We start from the raw sequence: 22,460 nt of genomic DNA on the forward strand, positions 1-22,460 counted from the left end.
ACTTCATCCCTGGGTTTGCTCGATGGCTTCGCGAAGCACCTGGCGGTCGTCGAAGGGACGCACCACCCCGGCGATGTCCTGGCCCTGCTCGTGGCCCTTGCCCGCGACGAGCACCGTGTCGCCGGGCCGGGCGCGTGCGACGGCGGCGGCGATGGCGGCGGCCCGGTCCTCGAACACGGCGACCTCGCCGCGCTCGTGGGCGGGCACGTCGGCGGCGCCGGCCAGCATCGTGGCGAGGATCGCGAGGGGGTCCTCGGAGCGCGGGTTGTCGGAGGTGAGGATGGCCGTGTCGGCGAACCGCGCGGCGGCGGCGCCCATCGGCATCCGCTTGGTCCTGTCCCGGTCGCCGCCGCAGCCGAGCACGATGTGCAGCTTGTTCTCGGTGACCTTGCGCAGGGCCCGCAGGACGGACTCGACGGCGTCGGTCTTGTGCGCGTAGTCGACGACGGCGAGGTAGTCCTGGCCCGCGTCCACCCGCTCCAGGCGGCCCGGGACCCCGGGGACGGCGGCGATGCCGTCGGCGGCGGTCTGCGGGTCGATCCCGGCGACGGCGAGGGTGACGATCGCGGCGAGGGTGTTCGCGACGTTGAAGGCGCCGGGGAGCGGCGCCTTGGCGGCGATCCGCTCGCCCTTGGGGCTCACGACGGTCAACGTGGAGCCGAGCGGCCCCACTTCGACGTCCTCGGCCCGCCAGTCGGCGTCGGGGTGCCCCTCCGCCGAGAAGGTCACGACCGGGACCTCGGACTCCCGGACGAGCCGGCGCCCGTACTCGTCGTCGAAGTTCACGACGCCCTGTTTGCTGCGTGCGCGTGTGAACAACTGCGCCTTGGCCCGGAAGTAGTCCTCCATGTCGGAGTGGAACTCCATGTGCTCCGGGCTGAGGTTGGTGAAGACGCCGACGTCGAAGACGCAGCCGTCGACCCGGCCGAGCACGAGGGCGTGGCTGGAGACCTCCATGGCGACGGCGTCGACGCCGCGCTCGCGCATGACGGCGAACAGCGCCTGGAGGTCGGTGGCTTCGGGCGTGGTCCGCTCGGACTTGATGCGCTCGTCGCCGATGCGCATCTCGACCGTGCCGATGAGCCCGGTGGAGCGGACCGACTTCAGACCGCCCTCGACGAGGTACGCGGTGGTGGTCTTGCCGGACGTGCCGGTGATGCCGAGCTGGAGTAGGTCCTTGCCCGGGTGGCCGTAGATGGTGGCGGCCAGTTCGCCCATCCGCGCGCGCGGGTTGTCCACGACGAGCGGGACGAGCCCGGCCTCGGCGACGCGGTCGGCGCCGGCCGGGTCGGTGAGCGCGGCGACCGCGCCGAGGGTGGCGGCCTGGGCCGCGTAGTCGGCGCCGTGCGCGCGGGCGCCCGGCAGGGCCGCGTACAGGTCGCCGGGGCGTACCGCGCGGGAGTCGTGGGTGATGCCGGAGACGCTCGGGGCGTTCCCGCCCGCGTCGGTGGCCCGGGGTGCGGGGACACCTAGCTGATCTGCCAGTTCCGCGAGGGGTGTGGCGGAGACCTCGACCGGCCGCGGCGGCCCGGGGTATGTCACGGGTGCGCCCTTCTGGGTGGTTTGGGACTGATCAGCGTGTGGCACGGCGGTGAGCGTACCGGGCGCACCCCTCTCGGAGCGAAGCGAGGGGCGTGGCGGGGGCTGGTTCCCGGAGTCCGGGGTGATGGTTGTCACGGGCTCTTCTGGTGTCGTCGCGGGGTGAAGTGATCATGGACACGGTGGTTCCCGGCCGTCATGGCTCGAACGTGACGGGCAGCCGGGCGGACTTGGCGCCCGTGGGCGGTACTTGGAGGGTCTTCAGGGCGAACTCCATGACCTGCTTGTAGATGGGGCCGCAGATCTGGCCGCCGAAGTAACTGCCCTTCGTGGCGTTCTGGATGGCGCAGTAGACGGTGATCCGCGGCTTGTCGGCGGGCGCGAACCCGGCGAAGGACGACGTGTACCCCTTGTAGCGGCCGGTGGCCGGATCCACGCGGTTGGCCGTACCGGTCTTGCCCGCGACGCGGTAGCCGGGGATGCGTGCCTTGGTGCCGGTGCCCTCCTCGTCGTCGACGACGGACTCCAGCATCCTGGCGACCGTCCTCGCCGTCTTCGCGCTCACGACCCGGGTCTCCTTCGGCCGGGGCGCGGGCCGGAACCGGCCGTCGGGGTCCTTCGCGCCGCGCACCAGCGTCGGTTCGATCCGTACGCCGTCGTTGGCGATGGTCGAGTAGACGGAGGCCGCCTGCATGGCGTTGATGGAGAAGCCCTGCCCGAACGGGATCGTGTACTGCTGCGACGTCGACCACTTGTTCGCAGGGGCGAGGATGCCGGAGGTCTCGCCGGGGAAGCCGAGACCGCTCGGCTCCCCGATGCCGAACTTGCGCAGGTACGAGTGGAGCACCCGGTTGGCCTGCGGCTGTGTTCTGCCGAGTTCGCCGGTGGCGAGGATCGTGCCGATGTTGCTGGACTTGGCGAGCACGCCGTTGAGCGTGAGGTGCCAGGTCTCGTGGTCGATGTCGTCCTGGAAGAGCCGGTCGCCGCGGTGCAGCCGGTTGGGCACGGTGACGTGGGTCAGGGGCGTGGCCGCGTTCTCCTGCAGGATCGCCGCCATCGACATGACCTTGGCGGTGGACCCGGGCTCGTACGCGTCCTGCAGCGCGGCGTTGCCGAGCGCCGCCGGGCTGGCGTCCGAGAGGTCGTTGGGGTCGAAGCCGGGCGCGTTGGCCATGGCCAGGACCTCGCCGGTGCGGGTGTCCTGCACTATGACGTAGCCGCGGTCGGCGCCGGACTTGCGCACCTGCTCGGTGATCGCGTTCTGCGCGGCCCACTGGATGTCGCGGTCGATGGTCAGCTCGACGTCGGAGCCGGCCACGGCGGGCTGCTCGGTGCTGCCCGCGGTCGGCACCTGCTGCCCGCCCGACTGGGCGTAGCGGATCTTGCCGTTCTTGCCCGCGAGCTCCTTGTCGAGCTGCTGCTCGATCCCGCCGCCGCCCTTGCCGTCGGCGTTGACCCAGCCCAGTATCCCGGCGCCGAGGTCCCCGTTCGGATAGACGCGCTTGCTGCTGGGGTCGGCGAGGACGCCGGAGAGGACGCTGGCCTCGCGGCCCTCGGCGTTGGCCTTGTCGTTCAGCGTCGACCTGAGGTCCTTGATCTGCTTCCAGACCTGCGGCGTCTGCCGGGTGGCGAGGCGCACGTACCGGGTCTTCTCGGTCCGCAGCTTCTTCGCGATCTCCTCCGCGTCACCGTCGACGATCGGCGCGAGGAGCGCCGCCGCCTGCTCGGGGGCGTCCTTGACCCCGGTGGCCTTCTCGGTGAACAGGGTGGGGTCCGCGGTGATGTCGTACGCGTCCACGCTGGTCGCGAGCGAGACGCCGCGGCGGTCGGTGATGCCGCCGCGCTCGGCGGCGATGGTGTGGCTGACGTACCGGTTCAGCTCGGCCCGCGCGGCGTACGCGCTCGCGTCGACGCCCTGGACCTGGAGGAGCCGGACGACGAAGACCATGAGGACGAGCGTGAGGCCCAGGCTCACCATCCGCAGACGGGGGCGGGGGCTGCCCAGGCGCAGTGGTGCGCGGTCCTTGGCGGACGAGGGGCGCGGGCGCCGTGCGGCGGGGCGCCCGCCGGTCCCGGGGCGCCGCTGCGGGGCCGGGCGGGGCGATGTGCCGCCGCCGCGCGCGGGTCCTGGCACACGGCGGCGCGGGGGCTCCCTGTCGGTCATGGCGTCACCTGCCGGGGTTCGAAGGAGCGGGGGCCGTCGCGACGGGCGCCGTCGAAGGGGGCGGCGTGGCCGGGAGCGGGACCGCGGGCGCCTGCTGGTACAGCGGCACGGAGTACGCGGCCTTCTTCGGCACGCCGCGCACCGTGCCGTCCGGGTCGAGGAAGGCGGGGTCGCCGCCCGGGACCATGCCGAGCTCACGGGCGCGGCGCTGGAGGGCGTCGGGCGCCGAGTAGGAGTCGACGTCGCGCTGGAGCTGCTGCTCGTCGTCGGTCAGCTCGGTGGTCTGCTTCTTGAGCCGGCTGAGCTTGAACGATCCTTCGTTGAGCGAGGAGTTCAGGACGAGCAGGGTGATGAGGCCGCCGCCGAGCAGCAGCACGACGAGGAGGACGAACGGGGCCCGGGCGGCCTGGGCGCCGCCGGACGGGGAGACCGGGACGAGCCGTGTGAGACGGGGCGCGCGCCCGCGCGGGGGCGGCGCCGCCTTCTTCGGCCTCCCGGCGCCCTTGGCGCCCGTGGAGCCCTTGGCACCCCCGGGGCCTCTGCCCTTGGGGTGCCTCGCGTCGTCCGGACCGCTCCTCGCGGTCATGACCGCTTCTCCACGCGCGCGTGGCTCACTCGGCGACCTCCTCGCGGATGCGCTGCGCACCCCGCAGCCGTGCCGGTGCGGCCCGGCGGTTCTCGGCGACCTCTTCCTCCGTGGGGAGTTCGGCGCCGCGGGTGAGCAGCTTGAGCCGGGGCTGGTAGCGCTCGGGGACGACGGGCAGTCCGGGCGGGGCCGTGGTGGCGGCGCCCGCCGCGAAGACCTGCTTGACGAGCCGGTCCTCGAGCGAGTGGTAGGACAGGACGGCGATCCGGCCGCCGACCGCGAGCGCCGACACGGCCGCCGGAATCGCCCGCTCAAGGACGCTCAGCTCACCGTTGACCTCGATGCGCAGGGCCTGGAAGGTCCGCTTGGCCGGGTTGCCGCCGGTGCGCTTGGCGGCCTGCGGCAGGGCGTCGCGGATCAGCTCGACGAGCCGGGCGCTGTTGCTGAACGGCTCCTTCTCGCGCTCCCGCACGATCGCCGAGACGATGCGCTTGGCCTGCTTCTCCTCGCCGTACTGGCGCAGGATCCGCACAAGATCGCCCGCCGGGTACGTGTTGAGGACCTCGGCGGCGCTCATCCCCGTCGTCTGGTCCATGCGCATGTCCAGGGGCGCGTCCTGGGCGTAGGCGAAGCCGCGGTCGGCCTCGTCGAGCTGCATGGAGGAGACGCCGAGGTCGAACAGGACGCCCTGGACGCGCGGGATCCGCAAGCGGTCGAGGACCTCGGGCAGTTCGTCGTAGACGGCGTGCACGAGGGTGGCCCGGTCGCCGAAGCGGGCGAGGCGCTCCCCGGACAGGCGCAGCGCCTCCTTGTCGCGGTCGAGGGCGACCAGGCGGCAGGAGGGGAACGTGGCGAGCAGGGCCTCGCTGTGGCCGCCGAGCCCGAGGGTGCAGTCGACGACGACCGCCCCGGGCTCGGCCAGGGCCGGGGCCAGCAGGTCCAGGCAGCGCTGGAGCATCACCGGGACATGTCGCTGACTCAAGGGGCCCTCTCAGGTCCGGCGGCGGTCGCACGCACTGCCGGGTCCCCGCCCGCTCGTGAAGGGGAGTGTGGTCCGTCGGCGCCGGGGAAGTGACGCCGGCCGACCCGAGCGGGAGGAGGCCGAGCCGTACGTACGCGCCGCGCACGCGGGGAGCGTCCGGCAGAGCCGGGATCTCCGTGTTGCTTCGATTTTTCGGGGTTCGGCGTCACTTTAGTCCACGGTGCCCCTCGGTCAATCAACCGGCCTGCGCGTCGCCGGGCGCGTCGGCGGATGCCCCGAAGCACGCCTTTTCACCCGTTCGGCGGGTGCCCGCACGCCCCTGTGGGTTACCTCACACCAGGGCACGACACCGTTCTTTGTGGCCACCCGCTGCGGGACGCGGCCCCCTCGGCCCATTACCGTCGTCACCATGACGACCTCCGCTTCTCGCCCCACCGATGACGCCGTGACCGCCGAAGGGTCCGTGACCGACCGTCTCGTCGAGTCGAACGCGCGGTACGCCGACGCCTTCACCGACCCCGGCATGGACGCGCGCCCCGTCCTGCGCGTCGCCGTCGTCGCCTGTATGGACGCCCGTCTCGACCTGCACGCCGCCCTCGGCCTGGAGCTCGGTGACTGCCACACCATCCGCAACGCGGGCGGTGTCGTCACCGACGACGTGATCCGCTCCCTCACCATCAGCCAGCGCGCCCTCGGCACCCGCAGCGTGGTCCTCATCCACCACAGCGGCTGCGGCCTCGAAGGGCTCAGCGAGGACTTCCGCAACGACCTCGAACTGGAGGTCGGCCAGCGCCCGACGTGGGCCGTCGAGGGGTTCCGCGACGTGGACCAGGACGTCCGCCAGTCCATCGAGAAGGTGCGCACCTCCCCCTTCCTGCTGCACACCGATGACGTGCGCGGTTTCGTCTTCGACGTGAAGACGGGGCGACTGCGGGAGATCACGCCCCGCTGAAACCCGACATATCGCGGCCAGTTGTCCACAGGCGAGTGACACGAACCGGTAACGCCAACAAGAATGCGGGTGTGACACCTCGCGCGAGCCTCGGAACTTTTCGCGCGTGGTGTCCGTGTTTCGGGGTGGGCCGGTCCGCATCGCAGAGCGTCGGCCCGGAAAGTACGGGCCGAGGAGGGCCGGGTGACGACCTATGACGATCGAGCGAGCCTCACTGATCTGACCACCACCGCGGAGCGTGTGCGCCAGTCGGTGGAGGGTGTGATCGAGGGCAAGCCGGAGGTCGTACGGCTTTCGCTGACAGTACTGCTGGCCGAGGGGCACCTCCTCATCGAGGATGTGCCGGGCGTCGGCAAGACCATGCTCGCCAAGGCGCTGGCGCGCTCCATCGACTGCTCGGTGCGGCGCATCCAGTTCACGCCGGACCTGCTGCCCTCGGACATCACCGGGGTGTCGATCTGGGACCAGCAGCGCCGGGACTTCGAGTTCAAGCCGGGGGCGATCTTCGCGCAGATCGTGATCGGCGACGAGATCAACCGCGCCTCGCCCAAGACCCAGTCGGCGCTCCTGGAGTCCATGGAGGAGCGCCAGGTCACCATCGACGGCAAGACCTACGAACTGCCCAGCCCCTTCATGGTGGTGGCGACGCAGAACCCGGTCGAGATGGAGGGCACCTACCCGCTGCCCGAGGCGCAGCGCGACCGCTTCATGGCCCGCGTCTCCATCGGCTACCCGCACCCGGAGGCCGAGCTGCAGATGCTCGACGTGCACGGCGGCGCCTCGCCCCTGGACGACCTCCAGCCGGTGGCGCACGCGCACGACATCGTGAAGCTGGTCGACGCGGTGCGCACGGTCCACGTCGCCGAGGCGGTGCGGCGCTACGCGGTCGATCTGGTCGCCGCCACGCGCACCCACCCGGACCTCAGACTCGGCGCGTCCCCGCGCGCGACGCTGCACCTGCTGCGCGCGGCCAAGGCGTCGGCGGCGCTCAGCGGCCGGGACTACGCGCTGCCGGACGATGTGCAGGCGCTGGCCGTCGCGGTCCTGGCGCACCGTCTGCTGCCCACCGCACAGGCCCAGTTGAACCGGCGCACGGCCGAGCAGGTCGTCCTGGACATCCTGCAGCACACCCCGGTCCCGGCGGCCGACACGCGCGCGCCCGGCTACCCCGCCCGTCCCCCGATCTACGGCCAGCAGCCGCCCGGCGCCCGGGGGCTGTGATGACGGCAGGGGGGTATCCGGCGCCGGACCCTGGGGGCGGTTCCACGGGCGGTGACGGCGCGACGAACGACAAGGGCGACAAGAGCGGCCTGCGCACCGCCCTCGCCGGGCTGACCACGCGCGGCCGCTCCTTCCTCGCGGCCGGGGTCGCGGCGGCGGTCTGCGCGTACGTCCTCGGCCAGAGCGATCTGCTCCGGGTCGGTCTGCTGCTCGCGGCGCTGCCGCTGGTCTGCGCGGGCGTCCTGTACCGCACCCGCTACCGGGTCGCGGGCAGCCGCCGCCTCTCCCCCGCGCGCGTGCCCGCCGGTTCCGAGGCCCGGGTCCACCTGCGGATGGACAACATCTCGCGGCTGCCCACGGGTCTGCTGATGCTCCAGGACCGGGTGCCGTACGTGCTCGGGCCCCGGCCCCGCTTCGTCCTGGACCGGGTCGAGGCGGGCGGGCGCCGCGAGGTGTCCTACCGGGTCCGCTCCGACCTGCGCGGCCGCTACCCGCTGGGCCCGCTGCAACTGCGCCTGACCGACCCCTTCGGCATGTGCGAGCTGACCCGGTCCTTCTCCACGTACGACACCCTCACGGTGATCCCGCGCGTGGAGCCCTTGCCGCCGGTGCGGCTGACGGGCGAGGCCAAGGGGTACGGGGACGGGCGGCAGCGCTCGCTCGCCCTGGCCGGCGAGGACGACGTGATCCCGCGCGGGTACCGCTACGGGGACGATCTGCGCCGCGTCCACTGGCGTTCGACGGCCCGGTACGGCGAGCTGATGGTGCGCCGCGAGGAGCAGCCGCAGCGGGCCCGCTGCACGGTGCTGCTCGACACGCGCGCGGTGGCCTTCCAGGGCGCGGGCCCCGGCTCGGCGTTCGAGTGGGCGGTGTCGGGCACGGCCTCCGCCCTGGTCCACATGCTCGAACGGAGCTTCTCCGTCCGCCTGCTGACCGACACGGGCAACGCGGTGCCGGGCGAGGGCACGGACGGCTTCGCGGGCGCGGGGCAGGAGTCGGCGGACGCGGCGGGCCTGATGATGGACACGCTCGCGGTCGTCGACCACTCCGACGCGTACACGCTCTCCGCCGCCTACGACGTCCTGCGCGGCGGCAACGAGGGTCTGCTGGTCGCCTTCTTCGGCGACCTGGACGAGGAACAGGCCGCCGTGGCCGCGAAGATGCGCCAGCGCAGCGGCGCCGCCGTCGCCTTCCTCCTCGACAGCGCCTCCTGGACGCAAGGTCCGGGGGCGCCTCTTTCCCAGCAGTGCGAGGAGCGGCTGCGCATGTTGCGGGAGTCGGGCTGGACCGCGGTCGTCGTGCCGCCCGGCGCGTCCGTCGTGGACATGTGGCGCCGTGCGGACCAGGAGCGCACGGGGACCGTCTCGGCCCCGGGCAGCACAGGAGGTTGGTCATGAGCGGCGGAGCGCGCCTCTCGATCTGCGCGACCCTGGCCACGTTCCTGGCCTCGTGCTCGCTGCTACCGCTCGTCGACAGGTCCACCTGGATCGTCCAGGCCGCGATCCTGCTGATCATCCAGGCCGCGGTCGGCGCGGGGACCCGCAGGATCCCGCTGCCGCGTCCCCTGACGGTGGCCGCGCAGGCGCTGGTCTCCCTGCTCCTGCTCACGCTCGTCTTCGCGCACGAGCAGGCGTTCGGCGCGATCGTCCCGGGCCCGGAGGCGTTCCGGCACTTCGGCGTCGTCCTGCAGTCCGGCGGCGACGACATAGGCCGGTACATGATCCCGGCCCCGCTGACCGACGGCATCCGGCTGATGCTGGTGGGCGGCGCGCTGGCGATCGGGCTCCTCGTGGACATGCTCGCGGTGACGTTCCGCAGCGCGGCCCCGGCCGGACTGCCGCTGCTCGCCCTGTACTCGGTCGCCGCCGGGCTCTCCGACGGCGGCACCGACTGGTTCTGGTTCCTGCTCGCGGCGGGCGGCTACCTCCTGCTGCTCCTCGCCGAGAGCCGCGACCGGCTCTCGCAGTGGGGCCGGGTCTTCGGCGGCACCGGGCGCGTGCCCGGCGGCGCGGCGGCCCGCGAGGGCGGGGCGGGCGGCGCGGTCGCCCCGGTCCGCACCGGACGCCGCATCGGCGTCCTCGCCCTCGGCATCGCCCTGGTCGTGCCGCTGGCCCTGCCCGCCCTCGACGACGGCCTCCTCGGCCCCTCCGGCACCGGTGTGGGCAAGGGGGCGGGGGGCGGCGGCACCATCTCCGCGGTCAATCCGCTGGTCTCGCTGCAGAACAGCCTGAACCAGCCGGAGGACCGGACGGTGATGACGTACCGGACCAACGCCGAGCAGACCTCCGACATGTACCTGCGGATCGTCGCGCTCGACGAGTTCGACGGCACGACCTGGCGCCCCTCGGTGCGCAGCATCACCGACGTCCCCAGCCCCCTGCCGAACCCGCCCGGCCTCGGCGCGGACATCGGCAGGACCGAGATCACCACCCGGATCTCGGCGGCCGACTGGTACCAGCAGGACTGGCTGCCGATGCCGTACCCGGCGACGAAGGTGTCGATCGACGGGCGCTGGCGGTTCGAGCAGGTCGGCCGGACCCTGGTGGGCGACCACGGGCAGACCACGCGCGGGAAGTCGTACACCGTGAGCAGCATGATCGTGCAGCCGACGGCGGCGCAGCTGGCGAACGCCGGCGCGGCGCCGAACGATCTGGCGCGCGAGTTCACCAAGGTGCCCGGCTCGCTGCCGGACGTGGTGCGCGCGACCGCGCTGCGGGTCACGGCGGGCGCGTCGAACAACTACGAGCGCGCGGTCAAGCTGCAGGACTGGTTCGCGGTCGACGGCGGCTTCACCTACAACACGGAGGTGCAGGCAGGCAGCGGCTCCAGCGCCATAGCCCGGTTCCTGAAGCAGAAGGAAGGCTTCTGCGTCCACTTCTCCTTCTCGATGGCGGCGATGGCCAGGACGCTGGGCATCCCCGCGCGCGTGGCGGTCGGCTTCACGCCAGGCTCCCCCGCAGGCGACGGCAGCTACGCGGTGGGGCTGCGCGACGCGCACGCCTGGCCCGAGCTGTACTTCGAGGGCGTGGGCTGGACCCGGTTCGAGCCGACGCCCAACCGGGGCACGGTCCCCCGGTACACGCAGGACGACACCCCGGTCGGCAGCCCGAGCGACCCCGCGGCGCCCACCGAGTCCGCGTCGTCGGCGCCGTCGGCCTCCCAGCCGTCGTCGTCGCAGAGCTGCTCGACGGCGCAGCTCAAGGACGGCTCCTGCGGCAACACCGCTCCCGCGATCGCCGGCGGCCCGCCGGACGACGACTTCCCCCTGTTCTGGTCCCTGGTGATCCTCCTGGGCGTGCTGCTGGTCGGCTCGGTGCTCCTGGCGCCGATGATGTGGCGCAAGGGGATGCGGGCGCGCCGCCTGGCCGCCCCCGGCCGTACGGAGGCCGACGCAGGACCGCGCGCGCTGGCGGCCTGGCGTGAGGTGACGGACACGGCGTGGGACCACGGCATCCCGCCGGACGAGTCGCTCACCCCGCGCAAGGCGGCGGAGCGCATCGTGCGGGCCGGGGAGCTGTCCGCGGCGGCCGCCGCGGCGGTCCAGCGGGTGGCGTCGGCGGTGGAGCAGGTGCTCTACGCGCCGCGGCCCCTCCCCGTCCTCGGTCTGGGCGAGGACGTACGGCATGTGTACGCCGATCTGCACGCGAAGGCGAGCGGCTGGACGCGCCTGCGGGCGACGCTGCTGCCGCGTTCGGCCGTCCGGGTGGTGTGGACGGCGTCGGAGCGCTGGGAGTCGTTCGTCGCGCGGCAGCGGGAGCGCTGGTCCCGCCCCTCGGGCCAGGAAGGCTGACGCGCTTGCGCGGAAAGGGTGACCGCCTCGGGCGGTCACCCTTTTCCGTACGTCAATGAAGGCGCGGCCGGTGCGGCGCGGCCGGGTCGGTCAGCGACCGCCCTGCTCGTCGCGGCGGCGCTGCCAGCGCTGCTCGATCCGGTCCATCATCGAGCGCCTGGGTTTGGCCTGGCGCCGGGCGGCCGGTGCGCCTGGCACCGCCCCCGCCGGCTGCTCGCCCGGCTTGGGCGCCTTGCGCCACCCTGTGACGGCGAGCACCGCACACCCCAGCATGACGAGGAACCCCACCACACTGATCCAGATCTGCTGCGCGACCATTCCAGCCATGAGGAGCGCGATACCCACCAGGAAGCCCGCGACTGCCTGGTAGACCCGACGTCGGGTGTACGTACGCAGCCCGCTTCCCTCAAGCGCTGTCGCGAACTTGGGATCTTCGGCGTACAGCGCTCGCTCCATTTGCTCGAGCATTCGCTGCTCGTGCTCCGAGAGCGGCACGGAGTCCTCCTCATCGTGCGGTCGCCGGGGCGACCGGGGGTCCCCTTCAGGATAGGCAGGGAATCGCCCCCGTGAAACCCGCCCCTCTACGCCAACTTCACCATTCCGGACCGCGCCACGCCGCTCCGGCTCACTGAGCGTCATTCCCCAGCGGCCGACCCGTCATGCCGGACGGTCTACCCCGATCATACGGCGACACGCGCCCGATCGGGGGGCCTGTGGCGTACTCCATCCGCCGCTGCGCCGCTGTTCAGCCGGTGGCCGACCGGAGGCGCTCAGGCCCCGTCCGCCGCCCGCTTCACACCGAGCACGTGCAACTGCGTGGCCACGGCGTGGAAGGCGGGGAGTTCGGCGGCGGCCGCCTCCAGTTTGAGGAGCTCCTGGAAGGCGCCGGGTTCGGTGTCCACGAGGCCGCCGGGGACGAGGTCGGCGAAGACCCGTACGCCGTGGACCGCGCCGACGTCCACGCCCGCGTCCGCGACGAGGCGGGTGAGCTGCTCGGCGGTGTAGCGGTGGGGCACCGGGTCGCCCTCGCCCCAGCGGCCCGCCGGGTCGTCGAGCGCGGTGCGGGCCTCCTTGAAGTGCCCGGCGAGGGCCCGCGCGAGGACGGCGCCGCCGAGGCCCGCCGCGAGCAGGCTGAGGACGCCGCCGGAGCGCAGCGCGCCCACCGCGTTGCGCACGCCCTCGGCGGGCTCCTCGACGTATTCGAGGACGCCGTGGCACAGCACCGCGTCGTAGGCGTCGCGCTCGACGACGTCGAAGAGGCCGGAGATGTCGCCCTGGACGCCGCGCACCCGCTCGGCGACGCCGGCCTCGGCGGCCCGGCGCTCCAGCGCGAACAGCGCGTTCGGGCTGGGGTCGACGACGGTGACGTGGTGGCCGAGCCGGGCGACGGGCACCGCGAAGTTGCCGCTGCCGCCGCCGGTGTCGAGGACCTTCAGCTCGGTCCGGCCGCCGGTCTTGGTGCGCTGGTCGAGGGCGTCCTTGAGGACCTCCCAGACCACGGCGGTGCGCAGGGAGGCGCGGGAGCGCGAGGGGTCGGTGTGCGGCGTCGCCGTCCGAGGGCGAGAGACGGGGTGGCGCGACGGGTCCGACACGGCTGCTGACTCCTCGTCGTGAACAGGTTGGGGCGCCTCCAGCCTAATGGGCCGGGGCGGGCGGCCACGCCATCCCTGGGCGACGACGCCGGTGCTGGTCACCCCGCATCCGGCACCTGCCCGCCGACCCCGCGCAGCTCCTCCTCCTGGCGCGGCTGGGGCAGCACCGGCTGGAGGACGAGCATCCGCTCGACGAGGCGCAGGAACATGGCGACGTCGCGCACCAGATCGTCGGCGTCGCGGGCGCTGGCCGCGCCGCGTATGCCCGCTTCGGCGCGGGCGCGGCGGTCGGCCCCGGCGGCGAAGAGGGCGCCCCAGTCGGCCAGTTCGGGGGCTATCTCGGGGAGCACTTCCCAGGCGCTGCGGATCCTGGCGCGGCGCTTGGGCGTGGCCTCGGGGCGGCCCCGCGCGGCGAGCACGGCGGCGGCGGTGCGCAGGGCGGCGAGGTGGGCCGTCGCGTACCGCTCGTTGGGTGTCTCCAGCACGGCGGCCTCCTCCAGGCCGGCGCGTGCCTGGGCGAGCAGGTTCAGGGCTGCGGGCGGGGCGCCCGCGCGGCGCAGCACGGGATGGATGTCGCTCGCCGGTCCCGTCAGTGAGGGGGCAGGGCCGGTGGTGGCGCGGCGGCGTGCGGCGGCTGCGGGGTACCTGGCCATGACGAACCTCCTGTCGTCTGGGTGACGGCGCAGTGGCCGTATGTACCCATCGTGGGGCGTACCACTGACAATCGGTTCTGACCTGGCCTTTTGCATCGGGCGCGGGTGCGGGGTAGCTTTTGCACTGACTGGTCAGTCTAAAAAAACTTGGTCTAAAAACTCGAGGGGGTCCACGACCATGGACGGTCCGGAGGACGGAGCCGCCGTCTCCGCCGCGGGGTTCGGGGTGAAGGGGCCGCGCGGCTGGGTGTTCCGCGGCGTCGACATCGACGCGGCGCCCGGTGCGCTCGTCGCGGTCGAGGGCCCGTCCGGCAGCGGCCGCACCTGTCTGGTGCTCGCGCTGACCGGACGTATGCGTCCCGCCGAGGGCACCGCGACCGTCGCCGGTCTCCGCCTGCCGAAGCAGATGTCCGCCGTGCGACGCGTCAGCGCCCTCGCGCACGTGCCCGGGGTGACCGATCTGGACCCGGCGCTCACCGTCGCCGAGCACATCCGGGAGCGGGCGCTGCTCCAGCGCCGCTTCGACGGTTCGCTGCGCGCTCTGCTGCGCCCCCGCTCCGTGCGCAGGGCCGAGGCCCGGCAGCGGATCGACACCGCCCTCGCCGCGGCGGGGCTCGACCTCGACACCCTGCCCAAGGGCCCCCGTACGGCCGTCCGCGACCTGGAGCGCGTCGAGGCGCTGCGGCTCTCGCTCGCCCTCGCCCTCGTCGGCCGGCCGCGCCTGATCGCCGTGGACGACGCCGACCTGAAGCTCGCGGACGCCGAACAGACCGAGATCTGGAAGCAGTTGCGCGCCGTCGCGGCGGCGGGCACCACCGTCGTCGCCGTGTGCAGCCAGGCACCGGACGAGGCCGACGTCGTCGTGTCGACCGCTCCCGCCCGCCCCACCGCCGTGACCACCACGCCCACCGACAAGGAGACGGCCGATGCGCTCGCCGAAACTGGCCGCGCTTGAACTCAGGCGCTTCGGCAGGGGCAAGCTGCCGCGCGCCGCACTCGTCGCGCTCCTGCTCCTCCCGCTGCTCTACGGCGCCCTGTACCTGTGGTCCTTCTGGGACCCGTACGGGCACCTGGACAAGATCCCCGTGGCGCTCGTCAACGAGGACAAGGGGGCCTCCGCCGGGGGCAAGAAGATCGCCGCGGGCGACGACATCACCAAGGGGCTGCGCGACAGCGACACCTTCGAGTGGCACGAGGTCGGCGCGGGCGAGGCCGAGCAGGGCGTCGAGGACGGCAGGTACTACCTGTCGCTGACGATGCCGAAGGACCTCAGCAAGCGGATCGCGTCCAGCTCCGGGCAGACCCCCGAGACCGGCGCCCTCCAGGTGCGTACGAACGACGCGAACAACTACATCGTCGGGCAGATCTCCCGGTCGGTGTTCTCCGAGGTCCGCTCCGCCGCGTCCACCAAGGCGTCGCGCTCCTTCCTCGACAAGATCTTCGTCTCCTTCTCCGAGATCCATGACGAGACGCAGAAGGCCGCCAAGGGCGCGGACGACCTGGAGAGCGGCATCGGCAAGGCCAAGAAGGGCTCCAAGGACCTGGCCGACGGCCTCAAGGACGCCAAGAAGGGCAGCGGCGACCTGGCGAGCGGTCTGACCAAGCTCGACAAGGGCGCCGCCGACCTGGAGACGGGTTCGCGGCAGGTCTCCGACGGCACGCAGCAGCTCGCGGACAAGGTCAACGGCGCGGCCGGACAGGCGCTGCCCTTCCTCAAGGGGAACAAGAAGCAGATCGCCGACACGGCCAGGCTCGTCGCCGACTCGGCGCGGGGCGTCCGGCACAACCTCGCGGACCTGGTGAAGGCCGCCCCTGTCGCGCGCAAGGGCGCCCACGCGGGCTCCGACCTCCTCGCCGGTGTCTACGAGAAGCGCTGCGAGCAGGCACCCGTCGCCGACCCCGCCTGCGCCGACCTGAAGAAGGCCATGACGGCCGCCGCCGACGTCGCCACGGTCTCCGACGACCTGGACACGCTCGTCAAGGACGAGCACGGCGACCTGAAGCTCATGGACAGCCACCTCAGGACGCTCCAGACGCAGTCCGAGGAGCTCGCCCGGCGCGCCCCCACGCTCGACAAGGACGTGGAGGACGCGGTCGCGCAGATCAACAAGCTCAACAAGGGCGCGGGCCAGGTCGCCGCAGGAGCCCGGAAGCTGCACACCGGGCTCGGCACCGCGAAGACCGGCGCCACCAAGCTCGACACCGGTGTGGGCACGCTGGAGACCGGGGCGAACGACCTCAACGGCGGCATGTTCAAGCTGGCCGACGGCTCGGGCAAGCTCGCGGGCGGCCTGCACGACGGCGTGCGGAAGATCCCCGACTACGACAAGAAGGACCGCGACCAGCGCACCGGCGTGATGGCCGACCCGGTCCAGCTCGCCTCGCACGCGCTGCACAAGGCGCCCAACTACGGCACGGGCTTCGCCCCGTACTTCATCCCGCTGTCGCTGTGGGTGGGCGCCATGGTCGCCTACATGCTGATCGCGCCGCTGAACCGGCGCGCGCTCGCCCTGGGCGCCTCGTCCTGGCGCGTGACCCTCGCGGGCTGGCTGCCCGTCGCCGCCCTCGGCCTGCTCCAGGTGGCGGCCCTGATGTCCGTACTGCACTGGGCGATCGGGCTGCAGATGCTGCGCGCGGCCGGGACGATCGGCTTCCTGTGCCTGGTCACGGCGTGCTTCGCCGCGATCGTGCAGTGGCTGAACGCCCAGTTCGGCGCCGCCGGCCGCATCCTCGTCCTCGCCCTGCTGATGCTGCAACTGACCTCGGCGGGCGGCACCTACCCGGTGCAGACGAGTCCCGGGTTCTTCAACGCGCTCCACCCGTTCCTGCCGATGAGCTACGTCGTCGACGCCCTGCGGCGGCTGATCTCCGGCGGCGGGCTCGGGCCGGTGTGGACGGCCTGCGCGGTCCTCGCGGCGTTCACGGCGGGCGCCCTCGCGCTCACCGCCCTGGCGGCCAGGCGCCGGCAGGTGTGGACGCTCGACCGGCTGCACCCGGAGCTGAGCCTGTGAGCGCCGGTGCCGGGCGGCCTGTGAGAATCGGGTCCATGGAAAGCAGCACACGGCGCCGGGCCACCCGGCAGAAGCTCTACGAGGCCGCTGTCACGCTCATCGCGGAGCAGGGCTTCTCCGCCACGACGGTCGACGAGATCGCCGAGCGCGCCGGGGTCGCGAAGGGCACCGTCTACTACAACTTCGCCAGCAAGTCGGTCCTCTTCGAGGAGCTGCTGCGGCACGGCGTCGGACTGCTCACCGCCTCCTTGCGCGACGCCGCGCGCAGGACGGACGAAGGGGGCGGCAGCAAGGTCGACGCCCTGGACGCGATGATCCGCGCGGGTCTCGTCTTCATCGACGAGTACCCCGCCTTCACCCAGCTCTACGTCGCCGAGCTGTGGCGCACCAACCGCGCCTGGCAGTCCACTCTCGCCATGGTCCGCCAGGAGGCGGTGGCCGTGGTGGAGGACGTCCTGCGCGCCGCCGTCGCGAACGGCGAGCTGAGCGACGAGATCGACGTCCCGCTGACGGCGGCGGCCCTGGTCGGCATGGTCCTGGTGGCGGCCCTGGACTGGCAGGCGTTCCAGCCGGAGCGCTCCCTGGACGACGTGCACGCCGCGCTCTCGCTGCTGCTGCAAGGGCGGGTGGGCGGTGGCCAGCCGCTGAAGGGCCGGACCTGACCCGCGCGGGAGGCGGAGAACGGAGCGCCGGTCCGGCGCGGCCTGTGGTCGTTCAGGCCTCACCGGACCGGCGCGTCCCCCGTTGTTCCCCCGTCGGTTCCCCCGTACGGTCTCCCCCGGGTCCCCCGTGCCTCGCTCTCACCCCTGCGGGGCGAGAGGAGCGGCCAAGGGCGCCGCTCCCATTCCGCCGCCCCGTGTCGGCGGTACCGGGCCGCGCCCCTCTCCGTGCCCACCACTCTTCCGTCCGCGCAGGTCATGGCCCATCCGTGCGCCTACTCATCTCCTCCACTGAGTACGGATACTCAGCCGTGCGCGCTCATCCTCAGGCGCGCGGAGTGCGCGCCTGGTTACGATCTCCCGCGTGTCCGTACTCCCCCTGGTCTTCACCAGTGGCTGGGCGAGCGGCATCAACGCGTACGCGGTGGTCCTGCTGCTCGGCGTCTTCGGCGCGACCGGTCTGACCGACGAGGTCCCCGAATCGCTGCAGCGTCCGGACGTCCTGATCGTGGCCGGTGTGCTCTTCCTGTGCGAGGCCGTCGCCGACAAGATCCCGTACGTGGACTCGGTCTGGGACACGGTCCACACCGTGATCAGGCCGGTCGCGGGGGCGGTCGTCGGGGCGCTGCTCGCCGGGCAGAGCGGATCGCTGCCCGACCTGGCGGCGGGCGCGATCGGCGGTTCCACGGCGCTGGCCAGCCACGCGGTGAAGGCCGGTACGCGGATGGCGGTCAACACCTCGCCCGAACCGGTCTCGAACATCGTGCTCAGCCTGGCCGAGGACCTCGGCGTGGGCGGTCTGGTGTCGTTCGCGATGTTCCATCCCGAGGCGGCCGCGATCATCGCGGCGGTGCTGCTCGTCCTCGGTCTGCTGACCCTGTTCCTGCTCGTGCGGCGCATCCGCCGCTTCCTGCGCGGGCGCGCCCGGCGGAGGGCCGACAAGCGCCTCGCGCGCGAGGGGCCGCCGCCTCCATGACCTGCGGGCGGCGTTGTCGGTGGCGGCCGATAAAGTCCCTGGCATGGCACGAATCGCGGTGATCGGCGCAGGTCTGGGCGCCATGGCGGCCGCCGCCCGGCTGGCCGTCGCGGGCCACCGGCCGGTGGTCTGGGAGCGCGCGTCGACGTACGGGGGCGCCGTCGGCCGCCTGGAGCGCGACGGCTTCGTCTTCGACACGGGCCCCGGGCTGCTGCCCCTGCCCGCCGTCTACCGCGACCTGTTCATCAAGACGGGCCGCAAGCCCCTGGAGGAGCTGGTCGGCCTCACCCAGGTCGAGCCCGCGGTGCGGCACGTCTTCGCGGACGGCACGGTGACGGACCTGCCGAACGCGCGGCGCGCGGGCGTCGCCGAGGCGCTGGACGCGGCGGTCGGCGCGGGCGCGGGCGCGCGCTGGTCGGCGTTCATGAACCGGGCGCGGGAGGCCTGGGACCGCTCCCGGCGCCCGCTCCTGGAAGAGCCGCTGTGGCCGAACTGGCAGGTGCTCGCCGACCGCGAGCCCTACCCGGCCGTGCCCCGGCGCCGCCTGCTCCGCAAGGACCTGACAGCGACGACGCTCAGCGACATCGGCACGCTCGAACTCGGCGGCGACCCACGCCTGGTGGCGCTCCTGGAGCAGTACGCGCTGGCGTACGGTCTCGATCCCCGGACGGCACCGGCGAGCGCGGCCGTGCTGCCGTACATGGAGCAGACCTTCGGGACGTGGGCGGTGCGCGGCGGCATGCGGGCGCTCGCGGACGCGGTGTACGCGCGCTGCCTGGAGCGCGGGGTCGAGTTCGCCTTCGGCGCGGAGGTCACCGGGGTCGTCGTGAAGGACGGCCGCGCGGCCGGTGTCGAGCGGGCCGGGGGCGCCGTCGAGGACGCCGACTTCGTGGTGGCGGGCGTCGCGCCGGGCGTGCTGGAGGCGCTGGTGCCGGGCCGGGCGGTGCGCGGTGCGGGCCCGGCGCGCTCGGAGGCGGGCGTGCCCAGCCGGCTCACGGTCCATCTGGCGCTGCGCGGGGCCCGGCCCGACGGCACCGCGCACCGGACGGTGGTGCACGGCGCGGACCGGGGCGCCGAGCTTGCGTGGCTGTTCGAGGGCGGCCCGCGCCCCGCGCGGCCGACGGTGACGGTGCTGCGGCCCGGCGATCCGTCCCAGGTCCCGGACGCGGAGCACGAGGCGGCGACGGTCATGGTGACTGTGCCGCCCCACGCGCGCGTGGACGCCGCCGACGTGGAGGCGGTCCTCGCGGCCGCCGAGCGGGCGGTGCCCGGGCTGCGCGACCGCCTGCTGTGGCACGAGGTCCGCACGCCGCGGGAGATCGCCGAGGAGACCGGGGCGGCGGGCGGCGCGGTCCCGGCGCCCGCGCTGGCCGCCGCGCGGGGCGCGCTGCTGCACGCGTCGAACACGACGGAGCTGCCGGGCCTGTTCGCGGTGGGCGGCTGGTCGCACCCCGGCGGCGGGCTGCCGCACGCGGGGATGTCGGGTGCGCTGGTCGCGGGCCTGATCGTGGAGGGCCCGGAGTTCCGCGGCTCGCAGTGAGCCGCGGCGCCCGTGACCGCCAGGCAGATCGATACTGCTGTCGCGCCGCAGGCGCGGGTCAGTACCGGTACTGCTGCTCGTTGTAGCCGTTGTTGCCGTTGGTGTCGTACCCGGTGTTCGGGTCGTGCTGCGGATAGCCCGGGTAGGACTGCTCGGGCGGCAGTTCACCGCCGTAGCTCTCCTGGCCGCCCTCGGTGTTGCGCTGCTGCGGCACCCAGACGCCGCCGGGGGGCGTGTCCGTGCCGTAGTCCGTGCCGGTCGCGTAGGCGTCGCCGTACTGCTGCTGTCCCGTGCCGTACGTGTCGTCGTACGGGGTCGGCGTCGGGTAGGACTGGCCGCCGATGTAGGGGTCGGAGTAGTTCGCGGCGTAGGACTGCTGCCCGGTGTCGTAGCCGTAGCCCTGCTGGTCGTAGCCGTAGGACGCGGTGTCGTAGCCGTAGCTCTGCTGCTGGTCGTGGCCCTGGGCGGGCTGGGGGTACGCCCCGTCGCCGTAGACGCCGTACTGGCCGGTGTCGTCGGGCATCGGCTCGGTGGCGGCGTAGACCGCGGTGGACTCGGCCGGGCTCTCGGGGGGCTGCGGGAACTCCTCCGCGGGGCCCTCCTCGCCCTGCCCGTACTCCAGGTCCGAGACCTCCAGTCGCGGGTCCTGGCGGGACGGCTGCTTCCTGCGGCGCTTGCTGCCGCCGCCCTCCGTGGCGCCCGGCTTGTTCTTCAGGGCCCAGCCGGAGGCGAAGCCGCTGCGGAACGACAGCGTCACGTACGTCTGGCCGACCGCGAAGGCGATGGCGCCGGCCGCGATGACGAGCACCGACGGCAGCAGCACGCCGAGGACCACGCAGAGGAAGCCGCCGAAGGCCAGCAGGCGCCAGCGCAGCCGCGCCTTGTACTGCAGCAGCACCTCGCCGAGGAGCCAGAGCGCCACCAGCCCGAACGCGATGTAGAGGACCGCCCAGCCCATGTACGCCCCTCTCGTACGGCCGTACCCCCGTGCGGGTACGGCCCATCAGGGCCGCTGGTCGTGCAGGCCCAGGTTCTCGTAGATCTCGAGTGTCGCCGTGGAGTTGTTGAGCGTGATGAAGTGCAGACCCGGGACACCCTCGTCAAGCAGCTTCGCGCAGAACTCCGTCGCGAACTCGATGCCAATGGAGCGTACAGCGGCCGGATCGTCTTTGGCTGTGAGGATCCGCTCTTTCAGCGCCGGGGGGAAGTCGGCGTTGCTCAGCTTCGGCAGCCGTTCCAGCATGCGTACGCTCGTGACCGGCATGCATTCGGGAATGATGGGCGTCTCGCAGCCCGCGGCGGCGACCCGGTCGCGCAGCCGCAGGTACTCCTCCGGGTAGAAGAACATCTGCGTGATCGCGTAGTCGGCGCCCGCCCGGCACTTGTCGACGAAGTGCCGCACGTCGGTGTCCCAGTCCGCGGAGCGCGGATGCATCGCCGGGAAGGCGGCGACGCCGACGCAGAAGTCCCCGGACTCCTTGATCAGCTCCACGAGCTCGGCCGCGTACGTCAGCCCCTCCGGGTGCGAGATCCAGTCGCCCATGGGGTCGCCGGGCGGGTCTCCGCGCACGGCGAGCATGTTCCGGATCCCGGCGTCGGCGTACTGGCCGATGATGTTCCGCAGCTCGGCGACCGAGTGCTCGACGGCGGTGATGTGGGCGACCGGCGTCAGCGTCGTGTCGGCGACGATCTGCTCGGTCTCCTTCACCGTGCCCGCGCGTGTGGAGCCGCCCGCGCCGTACGTCACGGAGACGAAGTCCGGGGAGACGGCCTCGACCCTGCGCAGGGCGTTCCACAGGTTGCGCTCGCCCTTCGGGGTCTTGGGCGCCGAGAATTCGAACGAGTACGTCGTCTTCCCGGCCGCGAGCATGTCGCGCACGGTGCGGGCTCGATCGGTCCTGGTGGAAGCGGTGCCAAAGGCCATACGGGCAGGTTACTGACGGAACCTGGTTGCCCCTAATCCCCGTCCAGCTTCCGGACAGACGGCCGCGGCGCCGCTCCCGGCGGGCGGACGCGGCTCAGATCGAACGCAGCCGCTTGGCGAACTCGGCCGCCGCGGCGCCGGGGTCGTCGGCCTCGGTGATGGCCCGGACGACGACGACGCGACGGGCACCTGCCTCCAGGACCTCGTCGAGGTTGCCCAGGTCGATGCCGCCGATCGCGAACCAGGGGCGGTCGGTGGCGAGGGCCGCGGTGTGGCGCACCAGGTCAAGGCCGGGGGCGTGGCGGCCCGGCTTGGTGGGGGTGGGCCAGCACGGGCCGGTGCAGAAGTAGTCCACGCCCTCCTGGACGGCTGCCGCGTCGGCCTCCGCGTCGGCGTGCGTGGAGCGGCCTATGAGGACGTCGTCGCCGAGGAGGGCGCGGGCCGCGGGGACGGGCAGGTCGCCCTGGCCGAGATGCAGCACGTCCGAGCGGCTCGCGTGCGCGACGTCCGCCCGGTCGTTGACCGCGAAGAGCTTGCCGTGGCGGCGGGCCGCGTCGGCGAACACGGCGAGGTGCTCCAGCTCCTCACCGGCCTCCATGCCCTTGTCCCGCAGCTGCACGATGTCCACGCCGCCCGCGAGCACGGCGTCGAGGAACTCCGGCAGGTCGCCCTGGCGCTTGCGGGCGTCGGTGCACAGATAGAGCCGGGCATCGGCGAGCAGGGCGCGCTGCGGGTCGGCCATGGGACATCCCCCGTTGGTTGTCGTGGTGTGGGGGGCCCCCCCCCCGGGGGGGGCCCCCCCCCGGGGGGGGTGGGAGGAGGGGGGCGCCGCGGGGGGGCCCCAGAACAACCGGCCCCCCATAAGGCGGAA

At 73.1% G+C, this 22,460-nt stretch carries 19 protein-coding genes; 9 read left to right on the top strand and 10 right to left on the bottom strand.

What is annotated here, in order from left to right:
* Positions 1-3: 3 nt before the first annotated feature.
* From ABZ877_RS25550 to rsmH, 4 genes are read right to left on the bottom strand one after another with little or no spacing between them, the layout of a single operon-like run.
* Positions 4-1,677 carry a UDP-N-acetylmuramoyl-L-alanyl-D-glutamate--2,6-diaminopimelate ligase gene (locus tag ABZ877_RS25550; RefSeq protein ID WP_361075064.1) on the bottom strand — a complete coding sequence of 558 codons (1,674 nt, stop codon included), beginning with the start codon at positions 1,675-1,677 and terminating at the stop codon, positions 4-6.
* Between the two features lie 58 nt (positions 1,678-1,735).
* Positions 1,736-3,703 (bottom strand): penicillin-binding transpeptidase domain-containing protein, encoded by a 1,968-nt coding sequence (locus ABZ877_RS25555; RefSeq protein ID WP_361075065.1) that lies wholly within the window; start codon positions 3,701-3,703, stop codon positions 1,736-1,738.
* A gap of 4 nt (positions 3,704-3,707) precedes the next feature.
* Positions 3,708-4,289 carry a septum formation initiator family protein gene (locus ABZ877_RS25560; protein WP_361075067.1) on the bottom strand — a complete coding sequence of 194 codons (582 nt, stop codon included), beginning with the start codon at positions 4,287-4,289 and terminating at the stop codon, positions 3,708-3,710.
* 25 nt (positions 4,290-4,314) lie between these two features.
* A complete protein-coding gene (gene rsmH / locus ABZ877_RS25565; protein WP_361075069.1) occupies positions 4,315-5,271 on the bottom strand; it encodes a 16S rRNA (cytosine(1402)-N(4))-methyltransferase RsmH in 957 nt (318 codons plus the stop codon).
* Between the two features lie 409 nt (positions 5,272-5,680).
* Between rsmH and ABZ877_RS25570 the strand changes: the two genes are divergently transcribed.
* The 4 genes from ABZ877_RS25570 to ABZ877_RS25585 all read left to right on the top strand — a co-directional run bounded on the left by ABZ877_RS25570 (position 5,681) and on the right by ABZ877_RS25585 (position 11,234).
* Positions 5,681-6,223 carry a carbonic anhydrase gene (locus tag ABZ877_RS25570; RefSeq protein ID WP_361075070.1) on the top strand — a complete coding sequence of 181 codons (543 nt, stop codon included), beginning with the start codon at positions 5,681-5,683 and terminating at the stop codon, positions 6,221-6,223.
* A gap of 183 nt (positions 6,224-6,406) precedes the next feature.
* Complete coding sequence (locus ABZ877_RS25575) at positions 6,407-7,444, top strand: MoxR family ATPase (protein WP_361075072.1); 1,038 nt, start codon at positions 6,407-6,409, stop codon at positions 7,442-7,444.
* The gene (locus ABZ877_RS25580) at positions 7,444-8,841 is read left to right on the top strand and encodes a DUF58 domain-containing protein (RefSeq protein WP_361075074.1); all 1,398 of its coding nucleotides are present in this window, start codon (positions 7,444-7,446) and stop codon (positions 8,839-8,841) included. The genes ABZ877_RS25575 and ABZ877_RS25580 overlap by 1 nt, the downstream gene beginning before the upstream one ends.
* Positions 8,838-11,234: a DUF3488 and transglutaminase-like domain-containing protein gene (locus ABZ877_RS25585; protein ID WP_361075076.1), complete on the top strand. Its 2,397-nt coding sequence runs from the start codon at positions 8,838-8,840 to the stop codon at positions 11,232-11,234. The genes ABZ877_RS25580 and ABZ877_RS25585 overlap by 4 nt, the downstream gene beginning before the upstream one ends.
* Positions 11,235-11,324: 90 nt before the next feature.
* On the opposite strand, the gene ABZ877_RS25590 is transcribed toward ABZ877_RS25585, so the two are convergent.
* From ABZ877_RS25590 to ABZ877_RS25600, 3 genes are all read right to left on the bottom strand, one after another.
* Positions 11,325-11,729, bottom strand: a complete 405-nt coding sequence (locus tag ABZ877_RS25590; RefSeq protein WP_361075077.1) for a DUF3040 domain-containing protein — start codon at positions 11,727-11,729, stop codon at positions 11,325-11,327.
* 275 nt (positions 11,730-12,004) lie between these two features.
* Positions 12,005-12,826 carry a methyltransferase gene (locus ABZ877_RS25595; RefSeq protein ID WP_361075079.1) on the bottom strand — a complete coding sequence of 274 codons (822 nt, stop codon included), beginning with the start codon at positions 12,824-12,826 and terminating at the stop codon, positions 12,005-12,007.
* A 98-nt stretch (positions 12,827-12,924) separates the two neighbouring features.
* Complete coding sequence (locus ABZ877_RS25600; RefSeq protein WP_361075081.1) at positions 12,925-13,479, bottom strand: SAV_6107 family HEPN domain-containing protein; 555 nt, start codon at positions 13,477-13,479, stop codon at positions 12,925-12,927.
* Between the two features lie 178 nt (positions 13,480-13,657).
* Between ABZ877_RS25600 and ABZ877_RS25605 the strand changes: the two genes are divergently transcribed.
* The 5 genes from ABZ877_RS25605 (at position 13,658) to ABZ877_RS25625 (ending at position 19,665) form a co-directional block, all read left to right on the top strand.
* Positions 13,658-14,434 carry an ATP-binding cassette domain-containing protein gene (locus ABZ877_RS25605; RefSeq protein WP_361075083.1) on the top strand — a complete coding sequence of 259 codons (777 nt, stop codon included), beginning with the start codon at positions 13,658-13,660 and terminating at the stop codon, positions 14,432-14,434.
* Positions 14,406-16,490: a YhgE/Pip domain-containing protein gene (locus tag ABZ877_RS25610; RefSeq protein ID WP_361075084.1), complete on the top strand. Its 2,085-nt coding sequence runs from the start codon at positions 14,406-14,408 to the stop codon at positions 16,488-16,490. The genes ABZ877_RS25605 and ABZ877_RS25610 overlap by 29 nt, the downstream gene beginning before the upstream one ends.
* A 35-nt stretch (positions 16,491-16,525) precedes the next feature.
* Complete coding sequence (locus tag ABZ877_RS25615) at positions 16,526-17,152, top strand: TetR/AcrR family transcriptional regulator (protein ID WP_361075086.1); 627 nt, start codon at positions 16,526-16,528, stop codon at positions 17,150-17,152.
* Positions 17,153-17,513: 361 nt separating this feature from the next.
* Positions 17,514-18,125, top strand: a complete 612-nt coding sequence (locus ABZ877_RS25620; RefSeq protein WP_361075088.1) for a DUF4126 domain-containing protein — start codon at positions 17,514-17,516, stop codon at positions 18,123-18,125.
* A gap of 43 nt (positions 18,126-18,168) precedes the next feature.
* Positions 18,169-19,665: an NAD(P)/FAD-dependent oxidoreductase gene (locus tag ABZ877_RS25625; protein WP_361075090.1), complete on the top strand. Its 1,497-nt coding sequence runs from the start codon at positions 18,169-18,171 to the stop codon at positions 19,663-19,665.
* A 58-nt stretch (positions 19,666-19,723) separates the two neighbouring features.
* Here ABZ877_RS25625 and ABZ877_RS25630 read toward each other — a convergent pair whose 3' ends face one another.
* The 3 genes from ABZ877_RS25630 to thiE all read right to left on the bottom strand — a co-directional run bounded on the left by ABZ877_RS25630 (position 19,724) and on the right by thiE (position 22,331).
* Positions 19,724-20,623 (bottom strand): hypothetical protein, encoded by a 900-nt coding sequence (locus tag ABZ877_RS25630; RefSeq protein WP_361075092.1) that lies wholly within the window; start codon positions 20,621-20,623, stop codon positions 19,724-19,726.
* Between the two features lie 45 nt (positions 20,624-20,668).
* Positions 20,669-21,589 (bottom strand): methylenetetrahydrofolate reductase [NAD(P)H], encoded by a 921-nt coding sequence (gene metF / locus ABZ877_RS25635; RefSeq protein ID WP_361075094.1) that lies wholly within the window; start codon positions 21,587-21,589, stop codon positions 20,669-20,671.
* A 94-nt stretch (positions 21,590-21,683) separates the two neighbouring features.
* On the bottom strand, positions 21,684-22,331 hold the full coding sequence (thiE, locus tag ABZ877_RS25640) for a thiamine phosphate synthase (protein ID WP_361075096.1): 648 nt from the start codon (positions 22,329-22,331) through the stop codon (positions 21,684-21,686).
* Positions 22,332-22,460 lie beyond the last annotated feature (129 nt).

The sequence above is a fragment of the Streptomyces sp. NPDC046939 genome (assembly GCF_040644575.1).
Lineage (GTDB): Bacteria > Actinomycetota > Actinomycetes > Streptomycetales > Streptomycetaceae > Streptomyces.